This is a genomic window from Achromobacter sp., from assembly GCF_032113835.1.
Classification (GTDB): Bacteria; Pseudomonadota; Gammaproteobacteria; order Burkholderiales; family Burkholderiaceae_B; genus Achromobacter.
Genome location: NZ_DAMCTG010000010.1, coordinates 52,383 through 74,507 on the forward strand (window position 1 = coordinate 52,383; position 22,125 = coordinate 74,507).

At 65.9% G+C, this 22,125-nt stretch carries 20 protein-coding genes; 5 read left to right on the forward strand and 15 right to left on the reverse strand.

The window, feature by feature from the left end; genetic code table 11:
• The first annotated feature begins 150 nt into the window (after positions 1–150).
• Positions 151–1,059, forward strand: coding sequence for a LysR substrate-binding domain-containing protein (locus tag RT697_RS06320; protein WP_313697504.1), 909 nt, complete (start codon positions 151–153; stop codon positions 1,057–1,059).
• Between the two features lie 92 nt (positions 1,060–1,151).
• Positions 1,152–1,859 carry a FadR/GntR family transcriptional regulator gene (locus RT697_RS06325; RefSeq protein WP_313697505.1) on the forward strand — a complete coding sequence of 236 codons (708 nt, stop codon included), beginning with the start codon at positions 1,152–1,154 and terminating at the stop codon, positions 1,857–1,859.
• A 33-nt stretch (positions 1,860–1,892) separates the two neighbouring features.
• On the opposite strand, the gene otnK is transcribed toward RT697_RS06325, so the two are convergent.
• The 9 genes from otnK to RT697_RS06370 all read right to left on the reverse strand — a co-directional run bounded on the left by otnK (position 1,893) and on the right by RT697_RS06370 (position 10,030).
• Complete coding sequence (gene otnK, locus RT697_RS06330; protein WP_313697507.1) at positions 1,893–3,146, reverse strand: 3-oxo-tetronate kinase; 1,254 nt, start codon at positions 3,144–3,146, stop codon at positions 1,893–1,895.
• Entirely contained in the window at positions 3,143–4,051 is a 909-nt protein-coding gene (gene ltnD / locus RT697_RS06335) for an L-threonate dehydrogenase (protein ID WP_313697509.1), read from the reverse strand. Before ltnD ends, otnK begins: the two co-directional genes overlap by 4 nt.
• A 46-nt stretch (positions 4,052–4,097) precedes the next feature.
• Complete coding sequence (denD, locus tag RT697_RS06340) at positions 4,098–5,072, reverse strand: D-erythronate dehydrogenase (protein ID WP_313697511.1); 975 nt, start codon at positions 5,070–5,072, stop codon at positions 4,098–4,100.
• A gap of 10 nt (positions 5,073–5,082) precedes the next feature.
• The gene (gene otnI, locus RT697_RS06345; RefSeq protein ID WP_313697513.1) at positions 5,083–5,868 is read right to left on the reverse strand and encodes a 2-oxo-tetronate isomerase; all 786 of its coding nucleotides are present in this window, start codon (positions 5,866–5,868) and stop codon (positions 5,083–5,085) included.
• Between the two features lie 39 nt (positions 5,869–5,907).
• Positions 5,908–7,230, reverse strand: coding sequence for an MFS transporter (locus tag RT697_RS06350; protein WP_409517406.1), 1,323 nt, complete (start codon positions 7,228–7,230; stop codon positions 5,908–5,910).
• Positions 7,231–7,313: 83 nt separating this feature from the next.
• A complete protein-coding gene (locus RT697_RS06355) occupies positions 7,314–7,952 on the reverse strand; it encodes an aldolase (RefSeq protein ID WP_313697516.1) in 639 nt (212 codons plus the stop codon).
• A gap of 162 nt (positions 7,953–8,114) precedes the next feature.
• Positions 8,115–8,741, reverse strand: coding sequence for an HAD family hydrolase (locus RT697_RS06360; RefSeq protein WP_313697517.1), 627 nt, complete (start codon positions 8,739–8,741; stop codon positions 8,115–8,117).
• 297 nt (positions 8,742–9,038) lie between these two features.
• Positions 9,039–9,464 (reverse strand): carboxymuconolactone decarboxylase family protein, encoded by a 426-nt coding sequence (locus RT697_RS06365; RefSeq protein ID WP_313697519.1) that lies wholly within the window; start codon positions 9,462–9,464, stop codon positions 9,039–9,041.
• Positions 9,465–9,583: 119 nt separating this feature from the next.
• Positions 9,584–10,030 carry a hypothetical protein gene (locus tag RT697_RS06370; RefSeq protein WP_313697521.1) on the reverse strand — a complete coding sequence of 149 codons (447 nt, stop codon included), beginning with the start codon at positions 10,028–10,030 and terminating at the stop codon, positions 9,584–9,586.
• 168 nt (positions 10,031–10,198) lie between these two features.
• Between RT697_RS06370 and RT697_RS06375 the strand changes: the two genes are divergently transcribed.
• A complete protein-coding gene (locus RT697_RS06375; RefSeq protein WP_313697523.1) occupies positions 10,199–12,355 on the forward strand; it encodes a TonB-dependent siderophore receptor in 2,157 nt (718 codons plus the stop codon).
• Positions 12,356–12,411: 56 nt separating this feature from the next.
• Here RT697_RS06375 and RT697_RS06380 read toward each other — a convergent pair whose 3' ends face one another.
• The 4 genes from RT697_RS06380 to RT697_RS06395 all read right to left on the reverse strand — a co-directional run bounded on the left by RT697_RS06380 (position 12,412) and on the right by RT697_RS06395 (position 16,987).
• Positions 12,412–12,933, reverse strand: coding sequence for a sigma-70 family RNA polymerase sigma factor (locus RT697_RS06380; RefSeq protein ID WP_313697524.1), 522 nt, complete (start codon positions 12,931–12,933; stop codon positions 12,412–12,414).
• 21 nt (positions 12,934–12,954) lie between these two features.
• Complete coding sequence (locus RT697_RS06385) at positions 12,955–15,357, reverse strand: TonB-dependent siderophore receptor (RefSeq protein ID WP_313697525.1); 2,403 nt, start codon at positions 15,355–15,357, stop codon at positions 12,955–12,957.
• A 119-nt stretch (positions 15,358–15,476) separates the two neighbouring features.
• On the reverse strand, positions 15,477–16,475 hold the full coding sequence (locus tag RT697_RS06390) for a FecR domain-containing protein (RefSeq protein WP_313697527.1): 999 nt from the start codon (positions 16,473–16,475) through the stop codon (positions 15,477–15,479).
• Positions 16,472–16,987 (reverse strand): sigma-70 family RNA polymerase sigma factor, encoded by a 516-nt coding sequence (locus RT697_RS06395; RefSeq protein ID WP_313697529.1) that lies wholly within the window; start codon positions 16,985–16,987, stop codon positions 16,472–16,474. The genes RT697_RS06390 and RT697_RS06395 overlap by 4 nt, the downstream gene beginning before the upstream one ends.
• A gap of 138 nt (positions 16,988–17,125) precedes the next feature.
• On the opposite strand from RT697_RS06395, the gene RT697_RS06400 reads away from it, so the two are divergent.
• A complete protein-coding gene (locus RT697_RS06400) occupies positions 17,126–17,509 on the forward strand; it encodes a SecDF P1 head subdomain-containing protein (RefSeq protein ID WP_313697531.1) in 384 nt (127 codons plus the stop codon).
• 174 nt (positions 17,510–17,683) lie between these two features.
• The gene (locus RT697_RS06405; RefSeq protein WP_313697532.1) at positions 17,684–19,777 is read left to right on the forward strand and encodes a PhoX family phosphatase; all 2,094 of its coding nucleotides are present in this window, start codon (positions 17,684–17,686) and stop codon (positions 19,775–19,777) included.
• Between the two features lie 74 nt (positions 19,778–19,851).
• Here the strand turns inward: RT697_RS06405 and RT697_RS06410 are convergent, their stop codons facing one another.
• Together RT697_RS06410 and RT697_RS06415 are read right to left on the reverse strand one after the other, a co-directional pair.
• Positions 19,852–20,808: a glycosyltransferase family 9 protein gene (locus RT697_RS06410; protein WP_313697534.1), complete on the reverse strand. Its 957-nt coding sequence runs from the start codon at positions 20,806–20,808 to the stop codon at positions 19,852–19,854.
• A 97-nt stretch (positions 20,809–20,905) separates the two neighbouring features.
• Positions 20,906–22,114 (reverse strand): polysaccharide lyase family 1 protein, encoded by a 1,209-nt coding sequence (locus RT697_RS06415; protein ID WP_313697535.1) that lies wholly within the window; start codon positions 22,112–22,114, stop codon positions 20,906–20,908.
• Positions 22,115–22,125 lie beyond the last annotated feature (11 nt).

The window sequence follows — 22,125 nt, forward strand, 5'->3', positions numbered from 1 at the left end:
GTGCGGGGCAGCCGGTCCGTGCATCCGGATCGCTGTGCATGCCCCATCGCCGTGAATATACGGATGGCGCACGATAAGCAAAAGACAGTATTTTTGTTGCCCTGAGCACTTTTGCTTATAGCCCTGCCCGCCCACCGGAACGACTTGCCCATGAACCTGCGCCAACTCCGCGCCTTTGTGCTGATCGCCGAACATCGCAGCATTCGCGCCGCGGCGCGCGCCCTCTTCGTCACCCAGCCCGCCGCCACCCGCAGCCTGCGCGAGCTGGAACAAAGCGTGGGCGCTGAGCTGGTGCGTCGCAGCGTCAAGGGGGTGGAACTCACCACGTACGGCGAAGCGCTGTACAAGCGCGCCGTGCTGATCCTGCAGGAAGCCCGCAAGGCCCAGGAAGAAATCGGCCAGATGCGCGATGGCGAAGGCGGCACGCTGAACCTGGCCATCAGTTCGGCGGCGCTGACCGTGCTGCCGGCCGCGCTGGCCGCGTTTCGCGCGCGCATGCCGCGCGTCTCGGTGGCCTTCAATGAAGTCGCGCCACCTTACAGCCACGAGCAGCTGGAATCCGGCCGCTACGACTTCCTGGTGCAGACCGAATACGATGGCGACATCGACGACGGTTTTGCGCGGACCACGCTGTTCACGCTGCCGCTGGCGGTGGGCGCGCGCGCGGGCCATCCGCTGCGCGGCGCGCGCACGCTGGCCGAACTGCACGATGCGCTATGGCTGCTGCCGGGCAACATCCAGGCGCCCGCGAACCTGCTGCGGCTGGCGTTCGACGCGCATGGGTTGCCGGCCCCGCGCGACGTGATTCCCTGCCAGTCCATCGCGGTGGCGCTGGCGATCATTGCGGAGAGCGACGCGCTGGGCATCTTCGTGCGCAATCTGTTCGATCATCAGTTGCTGCCGCGCGCGCTGCGCATGGTCCGTCTGGATCATCCGCTGCCCGCGGCGCGCGTGTCGGTCCTGACGCGTGCCGACTCGCCGCCGACGCCGGCCGCGCAATGCTTCATGAATTGCCTGCTGGACGCGCAGGCGGCGTCTTCCCATGCCGGCGACACCTAGGCGAACCCGCCGATAGACCGGGTTACTATTGCCCACGGCCCCGCCGATGACGTCGAGACGGGCCTTTTTTGCTTCTCCCCCACTCCCCGTCCATGGCGTTTCCCCGACTTCCCGCTGTTCCCACCTTGACCGACACGGTCGCCAAGCGTCTGCTCGCCGAAATCGACGAAGGACGGGTGCTGCCTGGCGAAAAGCTGCCCACGGAATCCGCCCTGGCCGAACAGTTCGGCGTCAGCCGCACGGTGATCCGCGAAGCCGTATCGCGGCTACGTCAGGATGGCGTGGTCGAAGCGCGGCAAGGCAGCGGCGTCTACGTCACCGGGCACACCGGTAATCGGGCGCTGCGGATCGACGCCGCCGAACTTTCCTCGCTGGATGCCGTGCTGCACATCGTGGATCTGCGCCGGGCCCTGGAAACCGAAGTGGCGGCGCAAGCCGCCGCCAGCCGCAAGAAGCAGGACATGGTGGAGATCGACGCGGCGCTGGCCGCGATCTCGCAGGCCGTGGACAACGGCGGAGATGGCGTGAAGGAAGATGTGGCCTTTCACCGCAGCATCGCGCGCGCCACGGGCAACCCGTACTTTCTGACCACCCTTGCGTTCGTCAGCCAGTTCCTGGAAGCCGCCACGCGCGTCACACGCGGCAACGAGGCGCGCCACGCGAACCTGATGCGCGACGTCATGCAGGAACACATCGCCATCGTCGAAGCCATCCGGCGCAAGGATGTGGACGGCGCCCGCGAAGCCGCCCGCATTCACATGGTCAATGCCGCCAAGCGGTTGAGCCAGGCGCACCGCTAAGCCCGACAGAACCGCCGCGGCCTGCACAGGCCGCTAGCGAAACGCCTTCGTGAAAAAATCCCGGCTGCCGAAGTTGCCGGACTTCAGCGCGATGCTGATGTCGGCCTGCGCCACGGGCGCGTAACCGGCGCACCACGGCACGCCCGGATCGATCTGGTCGCCGATCGTGATCTGCTCCAGGCCCAGCGCCTGCACCACCGCGCCCGATGTCTCGCCGCCCGCCACGATCAATTGCCGCACACCGCGCTCCACCAATCCGGCCGCGATGCGCGCGATGGCTGCTTCGATCATGGCGCCGGCCTCGCCCGCGCCCAGCGCGCCCTGCGTTTGTCTTACGGCGTCAGGCTGCGCGGTTGAATAGATGAGCACCGGGCCGTCCTGCATGCGCGGCTCGGCCCAGGCCAGCGCCTGCCCGGCCACATCCTCGCCGGCGGCGAGCTTCATGGGATCCAGCGCCAGCGCCGGCCGGCCGGTTTCAATGAAGGCCGCCACCTGTGCGTTCGTCGCGGCGGAGCAACTGCCCGCCACGACCGCCTGCAAGCCTTGCGCGCGCACCACGCCAGCGGAACCCGCGGCCGCCAGTCCCCAGTTGCCGGGCAGGCCGATGGCCACGCCGGAGCCGGCCGTCACCAGCGGCATGCCGTGCAGCGCCGGGCCCAGCGCCAGCAGATCGTCGTTGGACACGGCGTCGACGATGGCGATCTCGATGCCCTGCGACATCAGTTCCTGGATGCGTTCACGAATGGCGGCGGAGCCGCGAGCGACCACGCTGTAATCGATCAGGCCCACCCGGCGCGACGTTTGCGCCGCCAGCACACGCACCAGGTTGGGGTCGGTCATCGGCGTCAGCGGATGGTGCTGCATGCCGGATTCGTTGAGCAGCACGTCGCCCGCGAACAGGTAGCCTTTGAACACGGTGCGCTTGTTGTCGGGAAACGCCGGCGTCGCAATGGTGAAGGACGTGCCCAGGCTCGTCATCAGCGCATCCGTGACCGGCCCGATATTGCCCTGCGGCGTGCTGTCGAAGGTGGAGCAGTATTTGAAGTAGATCTGCTGCGCCCCCTGCGCGCGCAGCCACTGCAACGCGGCCAGCGACTGCGCCACGGCCTCGTCGGCCGGCAGGGTGCGCGTCTTCAAGGCAACCACCACGGCGTCCGCGTCGTCGCGTAGCGGTTCGCCCGGCGTTCCGATGGCCTGCACCGTGCGCATGCCGGCGCGGACCAGATTGTTCGCCAGATCGGTGGCGCCCGTGAAATCGTCGGCGATGCAGCCCAGCTTGATCGTCATTTGGCCTCCGGCAGAGAAATGCCCGGGAAAATCTTGATCACCGCGCTGTCGTCTTCGCGGCCATGACCGGCCGACGACGCCTGCATGAACATCTGGTGCGCGGTGGAGGCGAGCGGCAGCGGGAATCGGGTGTGCCTTGCGGTGTCCAGCACCAGCCCCAGATCCTTCACGAAGATGTCCACCGCGGACAACGGCGTGTAGTCGCCCGCCAGCACGTGCGGCATGCGGTTCTCGAACATCCAGCTGTTGCCCGCGCTATTCGTGATGACCTCATACAAGGCATCGGCGTTTACGCCTTCGCGCAGGCCCAGCGCCATGGCCTCGGCGGCGGCCGCGATGTGCACGCCGGCCAGCAGCTGGTTGATGATCTTGACCTTGCTGCCCGCGCCCGCGCGGTCGCCCAGGCGATAGACCTTGCCCGCCATCGATTCCAGCACGGATCCGCAGGCCTCATAGGCGGCCGCGCTGCCGGCGGTCATCATGGTCATCTGGCCGGCCGCCGCCTTGGCCGCGCCGCCGGAGATGGGCGCATCCAGATACAGGAGGCCCTGCTCGGCCAGGCGTCCCTCCAGTGCCACGGACCAGTTGGGATCCACGGTGGAGCACATGACAAATACCGATCCCGGCCGCAACGCGGCGGCAATGCCGCCGTCGCCAAACAGCACCGACTCGGTCTGCTGCGCATTGACGACCACGCTGACCACGATCTCGCAGGCCTGCGCCATGTCCGCCAGGCTGGCGCAGGCCACGCCGCCCTGCGCCGCGAAGGCCGCCGCGGCTTCGGCGCGAATGTCGTATACGTGGACCGCATGCCCGGCGCGGCGCAGGCTTTGGGCAATGCCCGCGCCCATCGCGCCCAGGCCAATGACGCCGACGCGGCGCGGTGTTTCTGTGGGATTGCTCATGTCTTTGTCGTCCGGGGGCAGGATGAAAGGGTGTGGAGACGGCGAATCAACGCTTCAGGTCGTCGGCCATGTAGGTGCGGACGATGTCGGCGAAGCTGCCATCGCCCGTCAGGCCCAGACGGGTGGCGCGCGACGTGTCCCAACGCCCCGGCCAACTGCCCACGATGCGCTCGACGCGCGCGTCCGCCTGCCAGTTGATGCGGTCGGCAACCTCGTCGCCCGCGACCTCGCGCAGAGCCTGCACCATCTCGGCGGCCGTGACCGACACGCCCGGCAGGTTGATGGGTGCCCGGTCCGCCATCGCGTCGGCATCCAGCTCGCAACCCGCGATCAAGGACTGGATCGCGCCGCGCGGCGACAACAGCCACAGCCGCGTATCCGCGCCAACCGGGCACACCGCCGGTTCGCCATTCAGGGGTTCGCGGATGATGCCGCTGGCGAACGACGATGCCGCCGCATTCGGCCGGCCGGGACGCACGCTGATGGTCGGCAGGCGCAGCACACGGCCATCGACGAAGCCGCGCCGCGTGTAATCGGCCAGCAGCAGTTCGGCGATGGCCTTTTGCGTGCCGTAGGACGATTGCGGATTGAGCGCGGTGTCGTCACGCACGGTGTCAGGAAGATTGCCGCCGTATACCGCCACGGAGCTGGTGAAAATCACGCGCGGCTTGTGGCCCAACGCGCGGCAGGTTTCCAGCAACGCGCGCGAGGCGTCCAGATTGATGCGCATGCCCAGGTCGAAGTCTGCCTCCGCCTGTCCGCTGACGATGGCCGCCAGATGAAAAATGGCGCGCGTGTCGGTATCGATGGCTTGCCGCAGCACCGCCGGGTCGGCGATGTCGCCCTCCAGCGAGCGCACGCGCGGGTCCTGCAGGGCGTCCGCCTTCACGACGTCCAGAAGATCGATTTGCGTGATGGCCTGGGGCTTGCCGCCTTCCAGCGACAGCGTGCCGCGCTCTAGCAGTTTGCGCGCCAGACGCTGGCCCAGGAATCCGGCGCCGCCGGTGATCAGTATCTTCATGATGGGATGCTCAACGATGGGTTAGATAGGGTTGGGCCCAGCCCAGGCCCTCGGACGTGCCGGCGCGCGGGCGGTATTCGCAGCCGATCCAGCCTTGATAGCCCAGTGCATCGATGCGCTGGAACAGGTAGGGGTAGTTCAGCTCGCCCAGATCGGGCTCGTGCCGGTCCGGCACGCCCGCCACCTGGATGTGGCCGATGCCGGGCAGGTCGCGCTCGAGCTTGACGGCGATGTCGCCTTCGACGATCTGGCAGTGGTAGATGTCGAACTGCACCTTCAGGTTGTCCGCGCCCACCTCGTTGCGTATGGCCTGCGCGTCGTCCTGCCGATTCAGGAAGAATCCCGGGATGTCGCGCGTGTTGATGGGTTCGATCACCACGGACACGCCAGCGCTGGCGGCCATGCGCGCAGCAAGCGCCAGGTTCTTGATGTAGACATCCCGGTGCGCGGCGCGATCCTGGCCGGGTTGGATCAGACCTGCCATCACGTGCAGATGGCGGTTGCCCAGCACCGCGGCGTACTCCAGCGCCTGGTCCATTCCGCGCAGGAACTCGCCTTCGCGTCCCGGCAGCGACGCGATGCCGCGCTCACCCGCGGCCCAGTCGCCCGGCGGCGCATTGAACAGGGCTTGCGTCAGGCCGTGCGCGTCCAGACGCGACCGGATCTCGGCCGCCGTGAACTCGTAGGGAAACAGGAACTCCACCCCTTGGAACCCGTCTGCCGCCGCGGCGGCGAAACGCTCCAGGAAAGCGTGTTCCGTGTACATCATGCTTAGGTTTGCAGCCAGGCGCGGCATGTCGGTTCCTTTGGTGCGGAGGTGATTGCGGACGGCGCGCTAGCGGTTGACCAGCTTGGCCGGCGTGAACCAGACCGCGATGGCGCCAATGACCAACACGCCCGCCAGCACGTACATGCCGGACGCGGTGGAACTGGTCAGGTCCTTCAGGTAGCCGATCATGTAGGGGCTGGCGAAACCTGCCAGGTTGCCCACGGAGTTGACGATGGCAATGCCGGCGGCGGCGGCCGTGCCGGACAGGAACGCGGTCGGCAGCGACCAGAACAGCGGTGCGCAGGTCAGCACGCCCGCGGCCGCCATGGACAGGAACACCAGCGACACCACGGTGTTGTCGGCAAACGAAGCCGCCGCCGAGAAGCCCACCGCGCCCGCCAGCGCCGGCACGATCAGGTGCCAGCGGCGCTCACGCCGCCGGTCCGCGGAATGGCCCAGCAGGTTCATCACGACGATCGCGCACAGGAAAGGAATGGCGCTGAGCAGGCCGATGTTGAAAGCGCCCGTCACGCCGGTCGACTTGATCAGCGTGGGCATCCAGAACGTCAAGCCATACTGGCCGGCGACAAAGGCAAAGTAGATCAGGCACATCCACCACACGCGCTTGTCCGCGAACACCGCGCGCAGCGAGTGTTTCTGCGTGCCGGTCTGCTTCTGGTCCTGTTCGATCTCGCGCGTCAGCAGCTTCTTTTCGTCGTCGCTCAGCCATTTGGCGCTGGCGATGCCATTGTCCAGGTACATGACGGTGACGACGCCGATCACCAGCGCGGGCACGGCCTCGATCAGGAACATCCACTGCCAGCCCTGCAGGCCGTGCGTGCCGTGAAAGGCCTCCATGATCCAGCCTGACAGCGGATTGCCGAAGATGCCCGCCACCGGAATGGCGGACATGAACAGGGCGATGATCTTTGCGCGGCGGTGGGCCGGATACCAGTAGGTCAGGTACAGAATCACGCCGGGGTAGAACCCGGCTTCAGCCAGCCCCAACAGGAAGCGCAGGATGTAGAAGCCCGTCGGGGTTTCGACGAACATGAACATGCCCGACAGGATGCCCCAGGTGATCATGATGCGCGCGATCCAGATGCGCGCGCCCAACCGGTGCATCAGCAGGTTGCTGGGCACTTCGAACAGGAAGTAGCCAATAAAGAAGACGCCGGCGCCCAGGCCGAAGACGGTTTCACTGAAGCCCAGATCCTGCGACATCTGCAGCTTGGCGAAGCCGACGTTGACGCGGTCCAGGTAGGCAATGACATAACAAAGCATCAAAAACGGCACCAGCCGCCAGAACACTTTGGCATACGCGCGAGCGGTTTCGCGGGATTCGGGCGGCGACGACGCCGCGGCCGCGGCGTTGGACGCCAGTTCCATCGGGGGCATTGCAAGTCTCCATCAAGAATGCGCCGCCTTGATCCGCGATGACGCGGCCGGCCGGCTTTGTGCGAAAAAGCGGATCAGTAGCGCGCGCCGAAGGTGGCGCGCAGGTCCTCGATGGCCTGGTCCGTCAGCGGCTCGGGGCGCGGCTGGGTCATCAGCCACAGGCGGGCGGTTTCTTCCAGTTCCTCAAGCGCGTAGGACGCGTGGGACACGGACCGTTCCCAGACCACCGGGCCCAGCCGCTCGAACAGCGCGCCGCGCACCTCTGCCGCCACGGCGGCGACCTCGGCTGCAGCCTGCGGGTCGCCCGGACGGCGATAGCCAATCAGCGGGATGCGTCCCACCTTCATGACTTGATAGGGCGTGATCGGCGGCAACACCTCGTCCGGCCGCCACACGCCCGCGAGCGTCAGCGCAACCAGATGGGTGGAATGGGTATGCACGATGCCGCGCGATTGCGGGCTGGCGCGGTAGATGCCCTGATGCAGCAGCAAGGTCTTGGACGGCTTGCCGCCGGCGACCCAATTGCCGCCCTGATCTACCTTGGAAAGCTCGGCGGGATCCAGCCGGCCCAGGCAGGCGTCGGTGGGGGTGATGAGCCATCCATCGTCCAGGCGCGCGCTGATGTTGCCGGCCGCGCCGACGGTGTAGCCGCGCGCATAGAGGCTTGCGCCGATGGTGCAGATTTCTTCGCGGATGCGGGCTTCTTCAGTCATGGAATGTCCCCGGGCGGCAGGGACGGGCAACGAACTGCAGACGTGGCGAAGCATGCATAACGACGATGTCTCTTGAGTAGAAGTTATCGGGTCATCATACAAATTTTGATGGCGAGCGGGTATGGGGTAAACCCGCGCACCGCCGATTACGCTTGATCGCGCTTAAGGTTTGACCGCATGCCCGCGATACCAGGCATGCTGGGCCGCATCGATGAGCCACTGGTCGCCGCGGCTGTCGCCGTAGGCGTGCAGTTCGTATTGGTCAGGACCGCCGTAACGCTCGGTCAGGCGCCGCAGCTTTTCCGGGCCCCAGCAGTTGTGTCCGTCAAAATCGCCGGTCAGACGGCCCTGCGCGTCGACCGCCATGCGCGTGCAGATGAGGTCGTCGAACCCGAGGTAGCGGGCCGCGTCTTCCAGATAGATATCGGGCGAGGCGCTGACCAGCACGCAGCGATCGCCGCGCTGCTGGTGCCAGCGCAGCCGCTCGATGAGCGCCGGCCGCAGCGGAATGGTGTGCACCCACGCGCGGGCGATGTGGGTCAGCTCGGTGCGCGAGCGCCCGCGCAGCGCGGCGCGGCAGAGCGATTGCTTTGCGTCTTCGTTGCTGCGCTGGCGCAGCACGAATGCCGTCAGCGCCGGCGCGGTCCGCACGAACGCCGCCAGCAGCCCGACCCACGACGATAGATGCACCAGGAAAGGAATGAATGTGTCGCGCTGAGTGAGAGTGCCGTCGAAGTCGAAGGCGGCGAGCACGCGCGTGGGAGCGGGAAACTGCGTTTGTGTAGCCATACTGCTATCGCGACGGAACCCAGCGGGCATGCCGTCACAAACTATGCCGGAAAATGCGTCAGCGCCCGAGGCGCGAACGCGTAAAGTCAGACGCAGTCTCGCCGTGACGCAAGCCTGCGGTGAAACACGCGCTTTTTATTTCAAAAGTTTTGTGTTTGTAACACATTAGATGACTTGTCATCATAGCCCGCACGCGATGCGGGCAAGCCGGCAAGAACCGCGAAAATCCGCCGTTCTTCCCGCCGCCTTCAGTCTTTCCCGGGTTCCAATCTCACGCCGGCCAAGTGTCGGGGCCAATCATGCCTGCTGCGCCTTGAACGCGCCTTCTTCTTCCAGCACCTGGTTGGCCACCTTGAAGGCGTCCAGGCCCGCGGGAATGCCGCAATAGACCGTCGCCTGCAGCAGGATCTCTTTGATCTCCTCGACCGTCACGCCGTTGTTCAGCGCGCCCTTGACGTGCAGCTTGATCTCTGCGGGACGGTTCAGCGCCGTCAGCATGGCCAGGTTGAGCATGCTGCGCGTCTTCTTCTCAAGTCCGGGGCGGCCCCAGGTGTAGCCCCAGCACCATTCGGTGGTGATGTGCTGGAACGCCATCATGAAATCATTGGCGCGCGCGATCGAGCCATCGACGTAGTCGGCGCCAAGCACTTCGCGGCGCAGTTCCAGGCCTTGGTCGAACAGCGCCTGGGTTTCGGTTTGGGTTTTGGGGTGAGCGTCTGCCATGGGATGTTCCTCCGGGTTGTCGTCCGGCCGATTGTGGGCGTGCGGCATCCCGCGCGTCAAATGTCGGCGCGCGTCTCGCAAGACGGGGCAGGCGCGATGAATCCGGCGCGCGGGGACTACTACAGCGAATACCGGTAGTCGCAGTTCAACGTGGCCTGCAGCGGCGCCGGATAGCCGCTGGCCGCCTTGCCGCCCGGACGCGGGCCCAGCAGCCTGGCCTGGAACGTGCCGGCCATGTCGCCTTCAGCCGTCTTCTTGACGGCCACGGTGGACGGTAGCGCATACAGCGTCAGCGCCTGTCCGCCGGCCGGCGCGACCAACGTGAACACCGACTGCGAAAAATTGGCGACCACATAACCGGGCGCCTCATCCGACGAGAACGACAGCGTGGCCGTTGCATAGGTCAGCGTCAGCGCCAGTTCTTCGGAGGACGGCGAGGGAATGTCGCCCTTCAACGCCACCTTGCCGCTTTCAGACACGCAGGACAGCGACGCGGGCGCGGAGCCGGCCTGCGCAGTGCCGGCCAGAATCAGGAAGGACAGCGCACATGCGGCGCGAACGATCATGGGAGTTCCTTGAGGATATGCCGGACGAGATCGGCAGTGTAGGCGCAAAGCCGGCAACGGACGGCCACTAAACCGATTCGCCCCAGGTTCGTCAAGTAATAGGAACGGGTCTCAACGCAGGCGTTGGCGATCCGCCATGCCGCAAGGCCCCTCCTACTCGACAGAACCATGCACACTTTGGACGAAATGCCGCGCGCGCTCGCGCGCCGCGCCTTGCGCTATCCCTTGCTCTTCGGTCTTGCGCTGACCGCCCCGGCGTACGCGCAGCAAGCCGCGCCCGATGCCGCCCCCGCCTCGACGCTGCCCGCCATCAACGTCGTGGGCGACGCGTGGGACAACGCCGGCACCGGCCCAGTCCAAGGCTATGTCGCACGGGAAACGACCACCGGCAGCAAGACCGCGACCCCGCTCCTCGAAATCCCGCAATCGGTCTCCGTTGTCGGCGCGCAGGAAATGCGGGATCGCGGCGTACAGACCGTCTCGCAAGCCATTCAGTATGTTCCCGGCGTGCAGGTCACCAACTTCGGCGGCGCGGAGATCCGCAACGACTGGATCGTGCTGCGCGGATTCGATGCCAAGCTGACGGGTGACTTCCGCGATGGACTCAGCCAGCTTCCGTACGACCAGATCCGGGCGCGCACCGACCCGTACGCGCTGGAACGCGTGGAGGTCATTCGCGGCCCGTCCTCCGTGCTGTACGGGCAGGTCGCGCCGGGGGGCCTGGTGAACCGCATCACCAAGCGCCCCACGGCTGACGCATTCGGCGAAATCGTGCTGCAGGCCGGCAGCTTCGACCGGCTTCAAGGCGCCTTCGATGTCGGCGGACCGATGGACGAGGAAGGCAAGTATCTGTACCGCATGACCGGCATCCTGCGGGACGCCGGCACCCAGGTCGAATACGACTCCAGCCATCGTTATCCCGACAACCTGGCATACATCGCCCCCGCCTTCACCTGGCGCCCGAACGCCGATACGTCCTTGACCCTGCTCACGCACTTCCAGCGGGATCGCACCGACGGCGAATCGCGGCCGGTCTATCCCACCCACGTGCCGGTGGGCGACTATGACTTCAACCGCTACGACCGCCGGCAGTACGCCATCGGCTATCTGCTGGAACATCGCTACAACGCGGCGCTGACGTTGCGTCAGAACGCCCGCTACCAATACGGCACGCTGGACCAGCGCGACCTCTACAACCTGCGCCTGCGTCCCGATGGCCACACCATCCAGCGCTATGCGCTGGTTTCCAAGGAAAGCGCCGATGGCGTCGTGGTCGACAACCAGGCCGAATACCGATTCAACCTGGGCCGCGTGTCGCACACGCTGCTGTTCGGACTGGACTACAAGTTCCAGGACGGCCAGCAGTGGTATCGCCAGGGCATGGCGCCCGACCTGGATCTGAACGACCCCGTCTACGGCCAGAACATTCCCTATCCTTCCGCCGCCAATACCATCATCGACCAGAAGGACATCAACCGGCAGTTGGGCGTGTACGTGCAGGATCAGATACGTGTCGACAAAGTGGTCGTGACGCTGGGTGGACGGCAGGACTGGGCGCGCGGCACCAGCCGCAACCGTCTGACCGATGCCACCGTCGAACAGCGCGACACCGCGTTCACCGGACGCCTGGGACTGGCCTACCTTTTTGATTCTGGCATCACCCCCTACGTCAGCTACTCCACGTCGTTCCTGCCGCAAAGCGGCGTCAGCATGGACAGCACGCCCTTCAAGCCGACCCGCGGGGAACAGTACGAATTCGGCATCAAGTACCAGCCGCCCGGCTCCAACAGCCTGGTCGCGTTGTCGGTCTTCGACCTGACGCAACGCAACGCGCTGACGCCGGATCCGCGCAATACGAACTTCAGCGTGCAGACGGGTGAAATCGGATCGCGCGGCATCGAGCTGGAAGGCAAGGCCAGCCTCGCGCGCGGGCTGGACCTGACCGCCTCCTACACCCTGAACGACGTCAAGGTGAACAAGAGCAACAATCCGGCGGAAGTGGGCAATTCGCCCATCGTCACGCCGCGCCACATGGCGTCGGCGTGGATGAACTACACGCTGCCGGACACGGTGTTCAAGGGCCTGGGTATGGGCATGGGCGTGCGCTATATCGGCAAGACGTATGTCAACGTGGACAACACCATCGAGAACGGCTCGTCGTTCATGGTCGACGCCGGCGTGCATTACCAGGTGAATGGATGGCGCTTCGCCGTCGACGCGACGAATCTCCTCAACAAGGAGACGATCGTCTGCCGCAACAACACGGTGAACTGCCGCTACGGCCTTGAGCGCACCGTCATCGCGTCGGTGGCCTATCGCTGGTAGGCGCCGCGCGCCACCCTCGGCCCCCGCGAAGGCGGCCGCGGGTGGCGCGTTCGGGCCTAGCCCGGCAGCAGATATTCCCGGCAGGAGTTCAGTGCGGCATCCGCGTCGCGGATCATGAAGTTGACCAGCGTGGCCGACACGCCCAGTTCGCGCGCGACGTCCCGTTGCGTGCAGCCTTCAAGGCGATGCAGTTCGAAGGCGCGGCGCGTGCGCGCGGACATCCTGGCCAGCGCTTCGGCCGCCAGCGCCAGCGCCTGATGGCTGACCGCCGCATCCTCCGCCACCGCATCGGACACCGCATGCTCTCCGTCCTCCTGGCTGGCAAACAGATGCGCCTCGAATGCGCGCCGCCGGTGATAGTCGATGGAAAGATGGCGCACCGTCTGGAACAGATAGGCCATGGGCTCCCGCAGATCTTCGGGCGCCGGCCGTTCCAGCAGCTTCAGATACGTGTCCTGCACCACGTCGTCGGCCAGGTCGCGAGAACCCAGTATCCGCGCAGCCGTATGCAGCAACTGGCGGCGGTGCGTCTGATAGAGAGCGGCCAGGGTATCCCTGGTGGTTGCCGGCTGCGGCATGATGCAACTCCTTGCGGGCGGTCAATAGCGGTACGCCACGGCCGCCAGCACCGTTCGTTCGACACCATAGCGGCAGTTGAGGCGGTCATTGCGGCAGACCACGGCCTCTTGGTTGAACAGGTTCATGGCGTCCACCGAAAAGCGCCAGTCGCCCGCGTCGTAGGCCACCGAGGCATCGAACACCGTGGCGGCGCGGTTCTTCATCGTGTTTGCCACATCGACATACGTCGTGCCGATGTACCGCGCGCCCAGCCCCGTCTCCCAGCCCGACAGCGCGCCGTGCGAGAAGCGATGGCCGACCCACAGCGCGGCCATGTGGCGCGGCGTGACGATGGGCGTCTTGCCCTGTCCGCCATCATTGCTGGATTGATGGGTGACGGCGTTGTAGGTGTAGGCGGCCACCAGATCCCAGCCGTCGGCGCCGCTGAACTTGGCCTCAAGCTCGACCCCGCGGGAACGCAGCCGGCCCGATTGCACGCTGAAGCCCGCATGCGCCGGATCGGGATCCGCAGTCAGGGCATTGCGCTGTTTCAATTCAAAGGCCGCGAGCGTGTACAGCGCTTGCGTATTCGCAGGCTGGTACTTGATGCCCGCCTCGATCTGATCCGACATCGCGGGCGAAAACGAGGCGCCGTCGAAGTCCGTGCCCGGCTGCGGCGTGAACGCCGTCGCATAACTGGCGTATGGCGCGATGCCGGAGGCAAACGCGTATGACAGCCCGGCCCGCCAGGTGACCGCGCTATCGCGGGTGTTGGCGCTGTCCGCCGCAAGACGGTCATCCGTCTCATCGTTCACGCGGTCATGCCGCATTCCCAACGTCAACGTCCAGTCACCGGCCTGGATCTGGTCCTGCACATACAGGCCCCATTGCGTGCTGACCTGCCGCACGTCCAGCACCCGCTGGTCGCTGCCGAGCCGCGCGATGGGTTGGTCGTAAACAGGGTTGAGGATGTCCAGCGGCGGCGCCATCGCCTGCCGGTAGTCTTGTGTGCCGGACAGCCTGCGAAAATCCAGTCCGGCCAGCACCGTGTGCCGCATGCCCGCCGCCTCGACCACGCCCTCCAGCTGCGTGTCGACCGCCACGCCCGTGGCGCGTTCCTGCGCGGCAAGCTGCACGCGGGACAACGTGCGCCCATCGGCGGCCAACGCCAGCGGATACAGGTTGCGCAACGTCATGTCGCCCGTCTGGTAGCGCGCGTTCTGCCGCAGCGACCAGGCGCTGTTCAGGCGATGCTCGAACAGATAACCCACACTGGCGAAATCGCGTTCATTCAGGTCATAGGCTGGGTCGCCGACCAGCGTGCGCGTCGGATAGAACGCGCGTGACTCCCCGTCGGTGCGGTCATGCTGGTAATGCGCCAGGATCGTGATGGCGGTATCGGCATCAGCCCAGCGCAGGGCCGGGGCGACATACGCCAGATCGTCGCGGTAGCGTTGGCCGTCGTCATATTTGTCCTGTGTTCCCGCGTCGCGCGCGGTGGCGGTCAGCCGGTAGCTGGTGCTGCCTCCCGCATCGGCGGTTCCTCCCAGATCCAGAAAGGCCTGCCGCGTATCGAACGAGCCGGCCTGCACGGCGGCCTCGCGCAAGAGCACACCGGTGGGACGCTTGGTGACGCGGTTGACGATGCCCCCCGGCGCCACCTGCCCATACAGCGACGCGGACGGTCCGCGCACCACTTCGACGCGTTCCAGCGCATAGGCCGGCATACGCGCGCGGATCTGGTCATAGGGCATCTGGCTCAAGCCATCGCGGTAGTCGCCCGTCAGCTTTGCGTCGAAGCCCCGCAGCACCAGCCAATCGTTGCGCACCTCGTTGCTGCCGAAGTTGTTGACTTGCACGCCGGGCGTGTACTGCAGGGCCTGCGGCACCGTGCGCGCCCCCCGCGCACGCATTTCCTCTTGCGACACCACGGACACCGATTGCGCAACGCGGATGAGGGGCGTGGCGGTCTTGGTGGCCGCCATGGAAACGCGCGGCACGAAGCCGTCGCCGCCAACGGCGACCCCTTCAACCCGTGTCAGCGGCAGCATGCTGGCCACGGGCGTCCATGCCGGCACGATCTGATAGCTGCCCGGCGTGTCCTGCCGCGCCTCCAGGCCATGGCGCGCCAGCACCTGTCCGAACGCGTGTTCCACGGTGTAGCGGCCAGCCAGGCCCTCGCTGGCAAGATCCCGCGTCAGCGCCGGATCGAAATAGACCAATACGCCCGCTTCGCTGGCAATCCGTTGCAGCACGGTCACCAGCGGTCCGGCCGGGACATCGAATTGCAGGCCGGCGCTGGCCTGCGTCGCGGCATCGTCCATCGAGGCGGCAGCGGGGGCCGCCTGCGCCGCCAGCGCCAGCAGCATCGCGGCAGCGCATGCGCTTACACCCGTCCCCCTGGGGGGCCGGGCGCCGCGCATGCCGCCTGTCTTCCTGGCCATGATGTCTGGTGTCGTAACGTTGGAATTCGGTCCTGTTCAACAAGGAGGACACGCGAAACGCCAAAACCGGAAAGCCTTGCGCGAATTTTTTTCGCTGGCCCGAGCCGGACCCGGGGCGCTCAGGCCTGCGCCGAGACGACCACCCAGTACGGCGTGAAGCGGGAGATCTTGACCTTCAAGAGGCGGCCTATGGCCTCCAGCACCCTGTCGGTATCCGCCAGCGGAAACAATCCGGACACCCGCAACCGGCCGGTCTGTTCGTCGCACGAAATGACGCCGGGCCGGTACCTGCTCAGTTCCTCCAGGAACTGCGATAGCGGCATGTCGTCCGCAGCCAGTTCGCCGCGCAGCCACGCCGTGTTGCCCGCGCCGACGACGCCTGCGAGTTCGGCCCGCAGGCGCGTACAGCGCGCGGTCTGCCCGGCGCTCAGCACGAGGCCCGCCCCCTGCCGCTGCGCCGGCTGGATTTCCACTGCCCCTTCAAACAGCGCCACTTGCGCGGCATCGTCTTGCTGGCGAACGGAAAAGCGCGTGCCCAGCGCCGTGATCGAACCGTGATACGTGTCGACGCGCAAGGGCATGGTTGACGCATCGCCACCGCGGTGGCCCGTCGCGACCAGGATCTGCCCCTGACGCAATCGCAGGATGCGCTCGCTGGCCGAGAACCGGACATCGATACGCGTATCGGTGTCCAGCGTGACGTGTGTGCCGTCGGCCAGATGGACTTCGCGCCGTTCGCCAACATCCGTGGCATGGTCCGGCGAAATGTGCAGCCAGCGGCTCCTGTCGGCCGCCCAGAGCGCCGGCCCGATACAGGTCGCCAGGAATGCGGCGGCGCGCAGCACCTTGCGCCGGCCCCGTTGCCGGCTTGCCGCCGACAGCGCGTCGTAGGCGGCCTTGGCCGGCAGGTCGCGCATGCGGGCATCGGCGCGCGTCAGATGGGACCACGCGCGCTCGTGGTCCGGGTCCGCGGCACGCCAGTCGCGCCATGCGCGCTCATCGTCTTCGGTCTGCGCGCCGGACAGAAACAGCACGTACCAGCGCGAGGCCTGCTCGGCCACATGAGGCGCCAGCGGCTGACCGCCTGCGTACATCATGGGACCGGCCCGGAGGCTCACGCCGTGGACTCCTGTGAAAAAAAGCATGCCTGGACCGCGCGCACCATGTAGTTGCTCACGGTGCGGGGCGTCACGCCCAGCCGGATGGCAATGTCCTCGTATTTCATGCCTTCCAGCTGCGCCAACAGAAACGCTTCACGCGCCTTGGCGGGCAACGCGTCCAGCGCGCGGTCGATCGCGCACAACGCTTCAAGGACGATACGGCGGTCTTCGGGCCCGGGAGCCAGTTCCTCGGGCAGGCACGCGAGCGTGTCCAGATAGGCCCGCTCGATGGCTTCACGGCGGTAATGGTTGGCCAGCAACCGCCGCGCGATGGTGGCCAGGAACGCCTTGGGTTCCAGAAGCACGGGAACTTCCCGGGCCGTCAGCACGCGCAGGAACGTGTCCTGCGCCAGATCGGCGGCCCCGTCCGCCGTCCCCATGCGCCGGCGCAGCCATCCCGCCAGCCACGAATGATGTTCGGCATAGAGCGTCTCCGCCTGCTGGTGCAGGCTCGCGTCGCTACTGGACATGGCATCGATCCCCAAGTGTCTACGGCCTGGCGCAAGGCCAGAAAAATGGCAATGATAACCATTATCTATTGGATGCAACACCCGGGCCGCGGCGTCACATCGGCTAGGATGTCGAGGTCCACCAAGAAGGAGATATCCATGCCCTCATTGAGACAAGCCGCCTGCGCGGCCGTGATCGCGGCCGCCCTGCCCTTCGCCGCCCACGCCGAATCGGTCACCCTGCAGGTCGAGCAGGTCACGCCCGGCGCCGACGCACACACCAACGCGCGCGTCGTCGACATCAAGCTCAAGCCCGACAGCGTCAAGACGCTGGCGAACTTCACGCGCGAGCGCGTGGGCCAGCGCGTGCAGTTCCGCGCGAACGGCATTCTTCTGTCCTCGGCCACGCTGATGAGCCCGCTCGATGGCGACAGCCTGCGCATCACCGCCGGCGAGCACGGCTTTGCCGGCAAGTCAGCCGAAGAGATCGCGCAAGGCATCATGAAGGAAGGCTCGCTGACGATGGACGACGAAAACCGGTAAGCACACCCGCCCTTTCATCCAAAGGCTGACGCCCGCGCACGCGGCGTCAGCCTTTTGTTTTTGACAGAATGGCGCAGACGCCACGGGTTTCAGTCATCTGTCATTAACCTTTCATTTCGGACTTCTAGTATTGCTCGTCCCCATCGGGCATCAGACCCAACGCCAGGAGTTCCAATGAGCAAGTCCATCTCCGACAAGACCGTCCGCAATCCCAGCCAGAGCACGCCGTTCAGCGAGATCCTCGAAAAGAACATGTCCCGCCGCATGGTGATGCGCGGCGGTATCGCCGCTGCGTTTGCGACGATGACCAGTCTCGGTCTTGCCGGCTGTAATGGCAGCGACGACGATGACGACGACGCCGGTAACGGCGGCCAGAACCCCGCACCGGAACAGCCCGGCACGGAGACGCCCGCGCCGGCCCCGATCAAACTGGGCTTCGAGTCCCTGCCCACCTCCATGACCGACGCCTGTGTCGTGCCGGCCGGCTACGTCGCCCATGTGTTTGCGCCGTGGGGCACGCCGTTCAACGACAACGCGAATCCGTGGGACCGCAACGGCAACAACAGTTCGACGGACTTGCTGAACTCCACCGGCATGCACCACGACGGCATGCACTTCTTCCCGATCAACGGCAGCTCCACCGAGGGCCTGCTGGCGGTCAACCACGAATACATCGACCAGAAGGCGCTGCACCCGCTCGGCGCGACCACGGTGGCCGGCAAGCGCCCCATCGAGGAAATCCGCAAGGAAATCAACGCGCATGGCGTGGCGATCCTGCACGTGCGTCTTGAGAACGGCCGCTGGAACATCGTGCACAACTCCCGCTACAACCGCCGCTTCACGTCGGCCACGCCGATGAAGCTGGCCGGTCCCGTCGGCGGCACGGACTGGGTCAAGACCCCGTACTCGCCCAACGGCACGATGGTGCGCGGCACCAACAACAACTGCGGCAACGGCTACACCCCGTGGGGCACGTACATCACGGCTGAAGAAAACTGGGCTGCCTGCTTCGTGAACACCGACACGCAGCCTCCGCACCAGCTTCGCGTGGGCGTTCCCGATGACGTGGGCCGCTACCAATGGGAAACCGGCGCCCTTGATCCGCTGGAAGTCCAGGGCGAATTCGCGCGCTTCAACATCACCCCGACCGGCGCCGACTTCACGCAGGACTACCGCAACGAAGTCAACGGCTTCGGCTACCTGGTCGAAATCGATCCCTTCAACGAAAACAGCATCGCCACCAAGCGCACCGCGATGGGCCGCTTCGCGCACGAAGGCTGCGCCTACGGTCTGCCCGAGGCCGGCAAGCCGCTCGCCTTCTACAGCGGCGACGACTCGCGCTTCGAATACATCTATCGCTTCGTGTCGGAAGCGGTGTGGGATCCGAAGGACGCCGAGCGCACCGACCGTCTCGCGGTGGGCGCGAAGTACCTGGACAAGGGCACGCTGTACGTTGCCCGCTTTGACGCCGATGGCACGGGCGAATGGCTCCCGCTCGTCGGCACGACCGTGGGCGCGGGCGGCCGCACGCTGGCCGATGAGTTCGGCAGCCTCGAGAACATCATCATCAACACCCGCGGCGCCGCTGACTTCGTCGGCGCCACGCCGATGGACCGCCCGGAATGGACGGCCACGCACCCGACCAACGGCGACATCTACCTGACGCTGACCAACAACACCAGCCGTGACGCCAGCAAGGGCACCAACGCGGCCAACCCGCGCTTGAACAACGTCAACGGACATATCGTGCGCTGGCACGACGAGCCGGGCTCGACCAAGTTCAAGTGGGATATTTTCGTGTTCGGCTCCGATGCCGGCGCCGACGCCGACACCAACCGTTCCGGCCTGACCGCGCTGAACCAGCTGGCCAGCCCGGACGGCATCGGCATCGATCCGCGTGGCATCCTGTGGATCCAGACGGACAACGGCATCGACGGCGGCCGCAAGAACAACGTGGCCAAGGCGACCAACGACCAGATGCTGGCCGTGATCCCCGGCGCGCTGGCCGACAACACCGGCACGGGCCCGGCGATCAACGCGTCCAACCAGGCCGACCTGCGCCGCTTCTTTGTCGGCCCGAACGAAGCCGAAGTCACGGGCTTTGCCTTCACGCCGGACTACACCAGCATCTTCCTGAACATCCAGCACCCGGTGAACTGGCCGGCGTACGACACGGAAGATGCGACCACCGCCACCACGGGCGTCGTCCGTCCGCGTTCGTCGACGGTGGTGATCCGCCGCGCCGACGGCGGTCCGATCGGGGTGTGATTATGCGTTGTTCAGGGTGACCTGGTCACGCTGATCGCAGGATGAGAACAGCCACCCTGATCGGGTGGCTGTTCTCATTTGCAACGCGCGAGAGGCCGGGGATTGGCAAGCAACGTCAAGCAAGCCTCCAGCACGCGCCCCGGATGGATCGAATTGATCTCTTTCGACCCCGCCTCGGGCACGACGTCCCGGGTGTACTCGCGGGCCCAGAACCATTCCGGATTCGATTCGTTGAACACGCCCACGTAAGGCACGCACAACCCCTGGGCGATGTGGGATGGACCGCAGTCGTTGGAGACGATCAGGCGCGCGTGCTGCATCAGCGCGACCAGCTCGGCCACGGAGCGGGAGCATTCCAGGCGGAAGTCCGGCCGATTCATGTGTTTCAGGCGCTGGCGCTCGGCCGCTTCGTCGGGACCCAGGACAAACGTGAAATTGGCGTTCCCGCCCAGCCGCGCCTGCAGCAGGTCCGCCAGCGCAACATAATGATCCAGCGAGTACCGCTTGAACTGTCCGGACCCGCCACCCGGAATCAGCACGATGTCGGCCGGCTGCACCTTGCCCGTGCACGACCGGCCGATTTCGACAAAGCATTGGCGCGCAATTGCTTCGGGATCGTGTTCCTGCAGCGTGGCCAGCAGCCGCAGGTTTGCCAGGCCGATGTATTCGCGGATGTCCTTGACGTGGGAGTGCGTCCAGACGCAGTCGCCGAGCCGGCGGTTTCTGAAGCCCAGGCGCAACTTGGGCCGACGCAGCAGGTTGATGAGCGCAAAGCGCTCGCTGGAATGATGCAGCGACAATGACGCGCTGGCGCGTGGGGGCAGCGCCTTGACCTGATCGCCGAACGCTTCCGCGCGGACAAACTGATCCACCCACGGCAGCTGCGTATAGAAGTCGTCCACGCCAAACCGGGAGACGACGCGGACCCGCTTGTCCGGCCACAGCTTCTTGACCTGATACAGCGCGGGAAACGCCACGATCTGGTCGCCAAAGCGTGCCTTGCTGCGAACGAATACAACGATATCGGACATGGCTTCTCACCTGATGAAATCACGCACGAAATCCTGATTTCTCGCAGATTTGCGCACAATCAGAAAACTCTTAAATCGACATGCAGGCCGGCGGTCCTCAGCCCGGGCAACCCGCCCCGGTGCGCGTAGACGGCAGGGGCGTATCCCCCGACGTATTGCCGGCAAACCTGCGGATCTTCTCGGCCAGCTCGGGCGTCGCCTTCTCGTAGCCGTAGCAGTAAGGCGGCGTCGGCGCCGACTCGGGGCGATAGTCCTTCAGCACCGGCTTCGCGTCGCCCAGGTACAGGTTGTCCTTCAACCGCAGAAAGGCCTTGTAGTCGCGGGTATAGCCGTGATCCGCCTTGCGCTTTTCATAGGCCCCGCGATCCGAATCGCCGTTGTCCAGCGCGCTGCGCGCGGGCGCGATCGGGATGTAGCGGCAGTAGTTGACGTTGATGCCTTCCACCGTGGGGTAGAACTCGGGCTCGACGCACTTGCGCTGCGCGTCGTTGTTGAAGATGTTGCCTTCGACCAGCGCCTTGGCTTCCAGGCTGAAACTCATGCCGTAGAAGTCCCAATTTTCGAGCAGGTTGTTGAAGAGGTGGAAGGTGCCGAACTGCGCGCGGGGATTGCGCTGCACCGTGTTGAAGAAGTAGTTGTGATGCAGCGTCACGCGCGCAATCGAATCGCGCTCGTAGTTCTGGAAGAGATTCTTGGACGTGATGTTGTTCAGCAGCATGACCTTGTTCGAGTTGTGGAACTTGGTCCACGAAATCGTCACGTCGGTCGAGCCGTTCTTTACATTCAGCAGGCGGTCCGACATCCGCGACAGGTCCATGTGGTCGACCCACACGTCGCGGCTGTCGTTGGCCACGTTCACGGCCTGCGTGATCCGCGTGAGCCGTCCGTCGATCGTCAGATGCGTCAGGATGACGTTCTTCGCGCCATACACGCCCAGGCCGTCGTCGATCAGGGCGACGTGCTTGCCGCGGCCGTCGATGGTCGTGTTGGACGGGACGCGCAACTGCGACTTCAGCACGATCGTCATGTCGGTTGCGAAGCGTATCCACGTCGGTCCCTTGCGCGCTTGCGCCAGCGCGGCGCGCAGCGTGCCGGGTCCGGCGTCCTGGTCCGAGGTCACCTCGATGAACTTGCCGCCCAGGCCGCCCGTGGCCTTGGCGCCGTACCCTTCGCGCTGCGCCAGCAAACTGGCGACGGACGGGCAGTGTTCATCGGGCGTCGCGCATTGCCCGCTGGCTGCCGCCGCGCCGCCATACAGACCGGCCAACGTCAGCAGCCACACCATCACCGTCTTTCGTAGTCGCATCGCAACCGCTC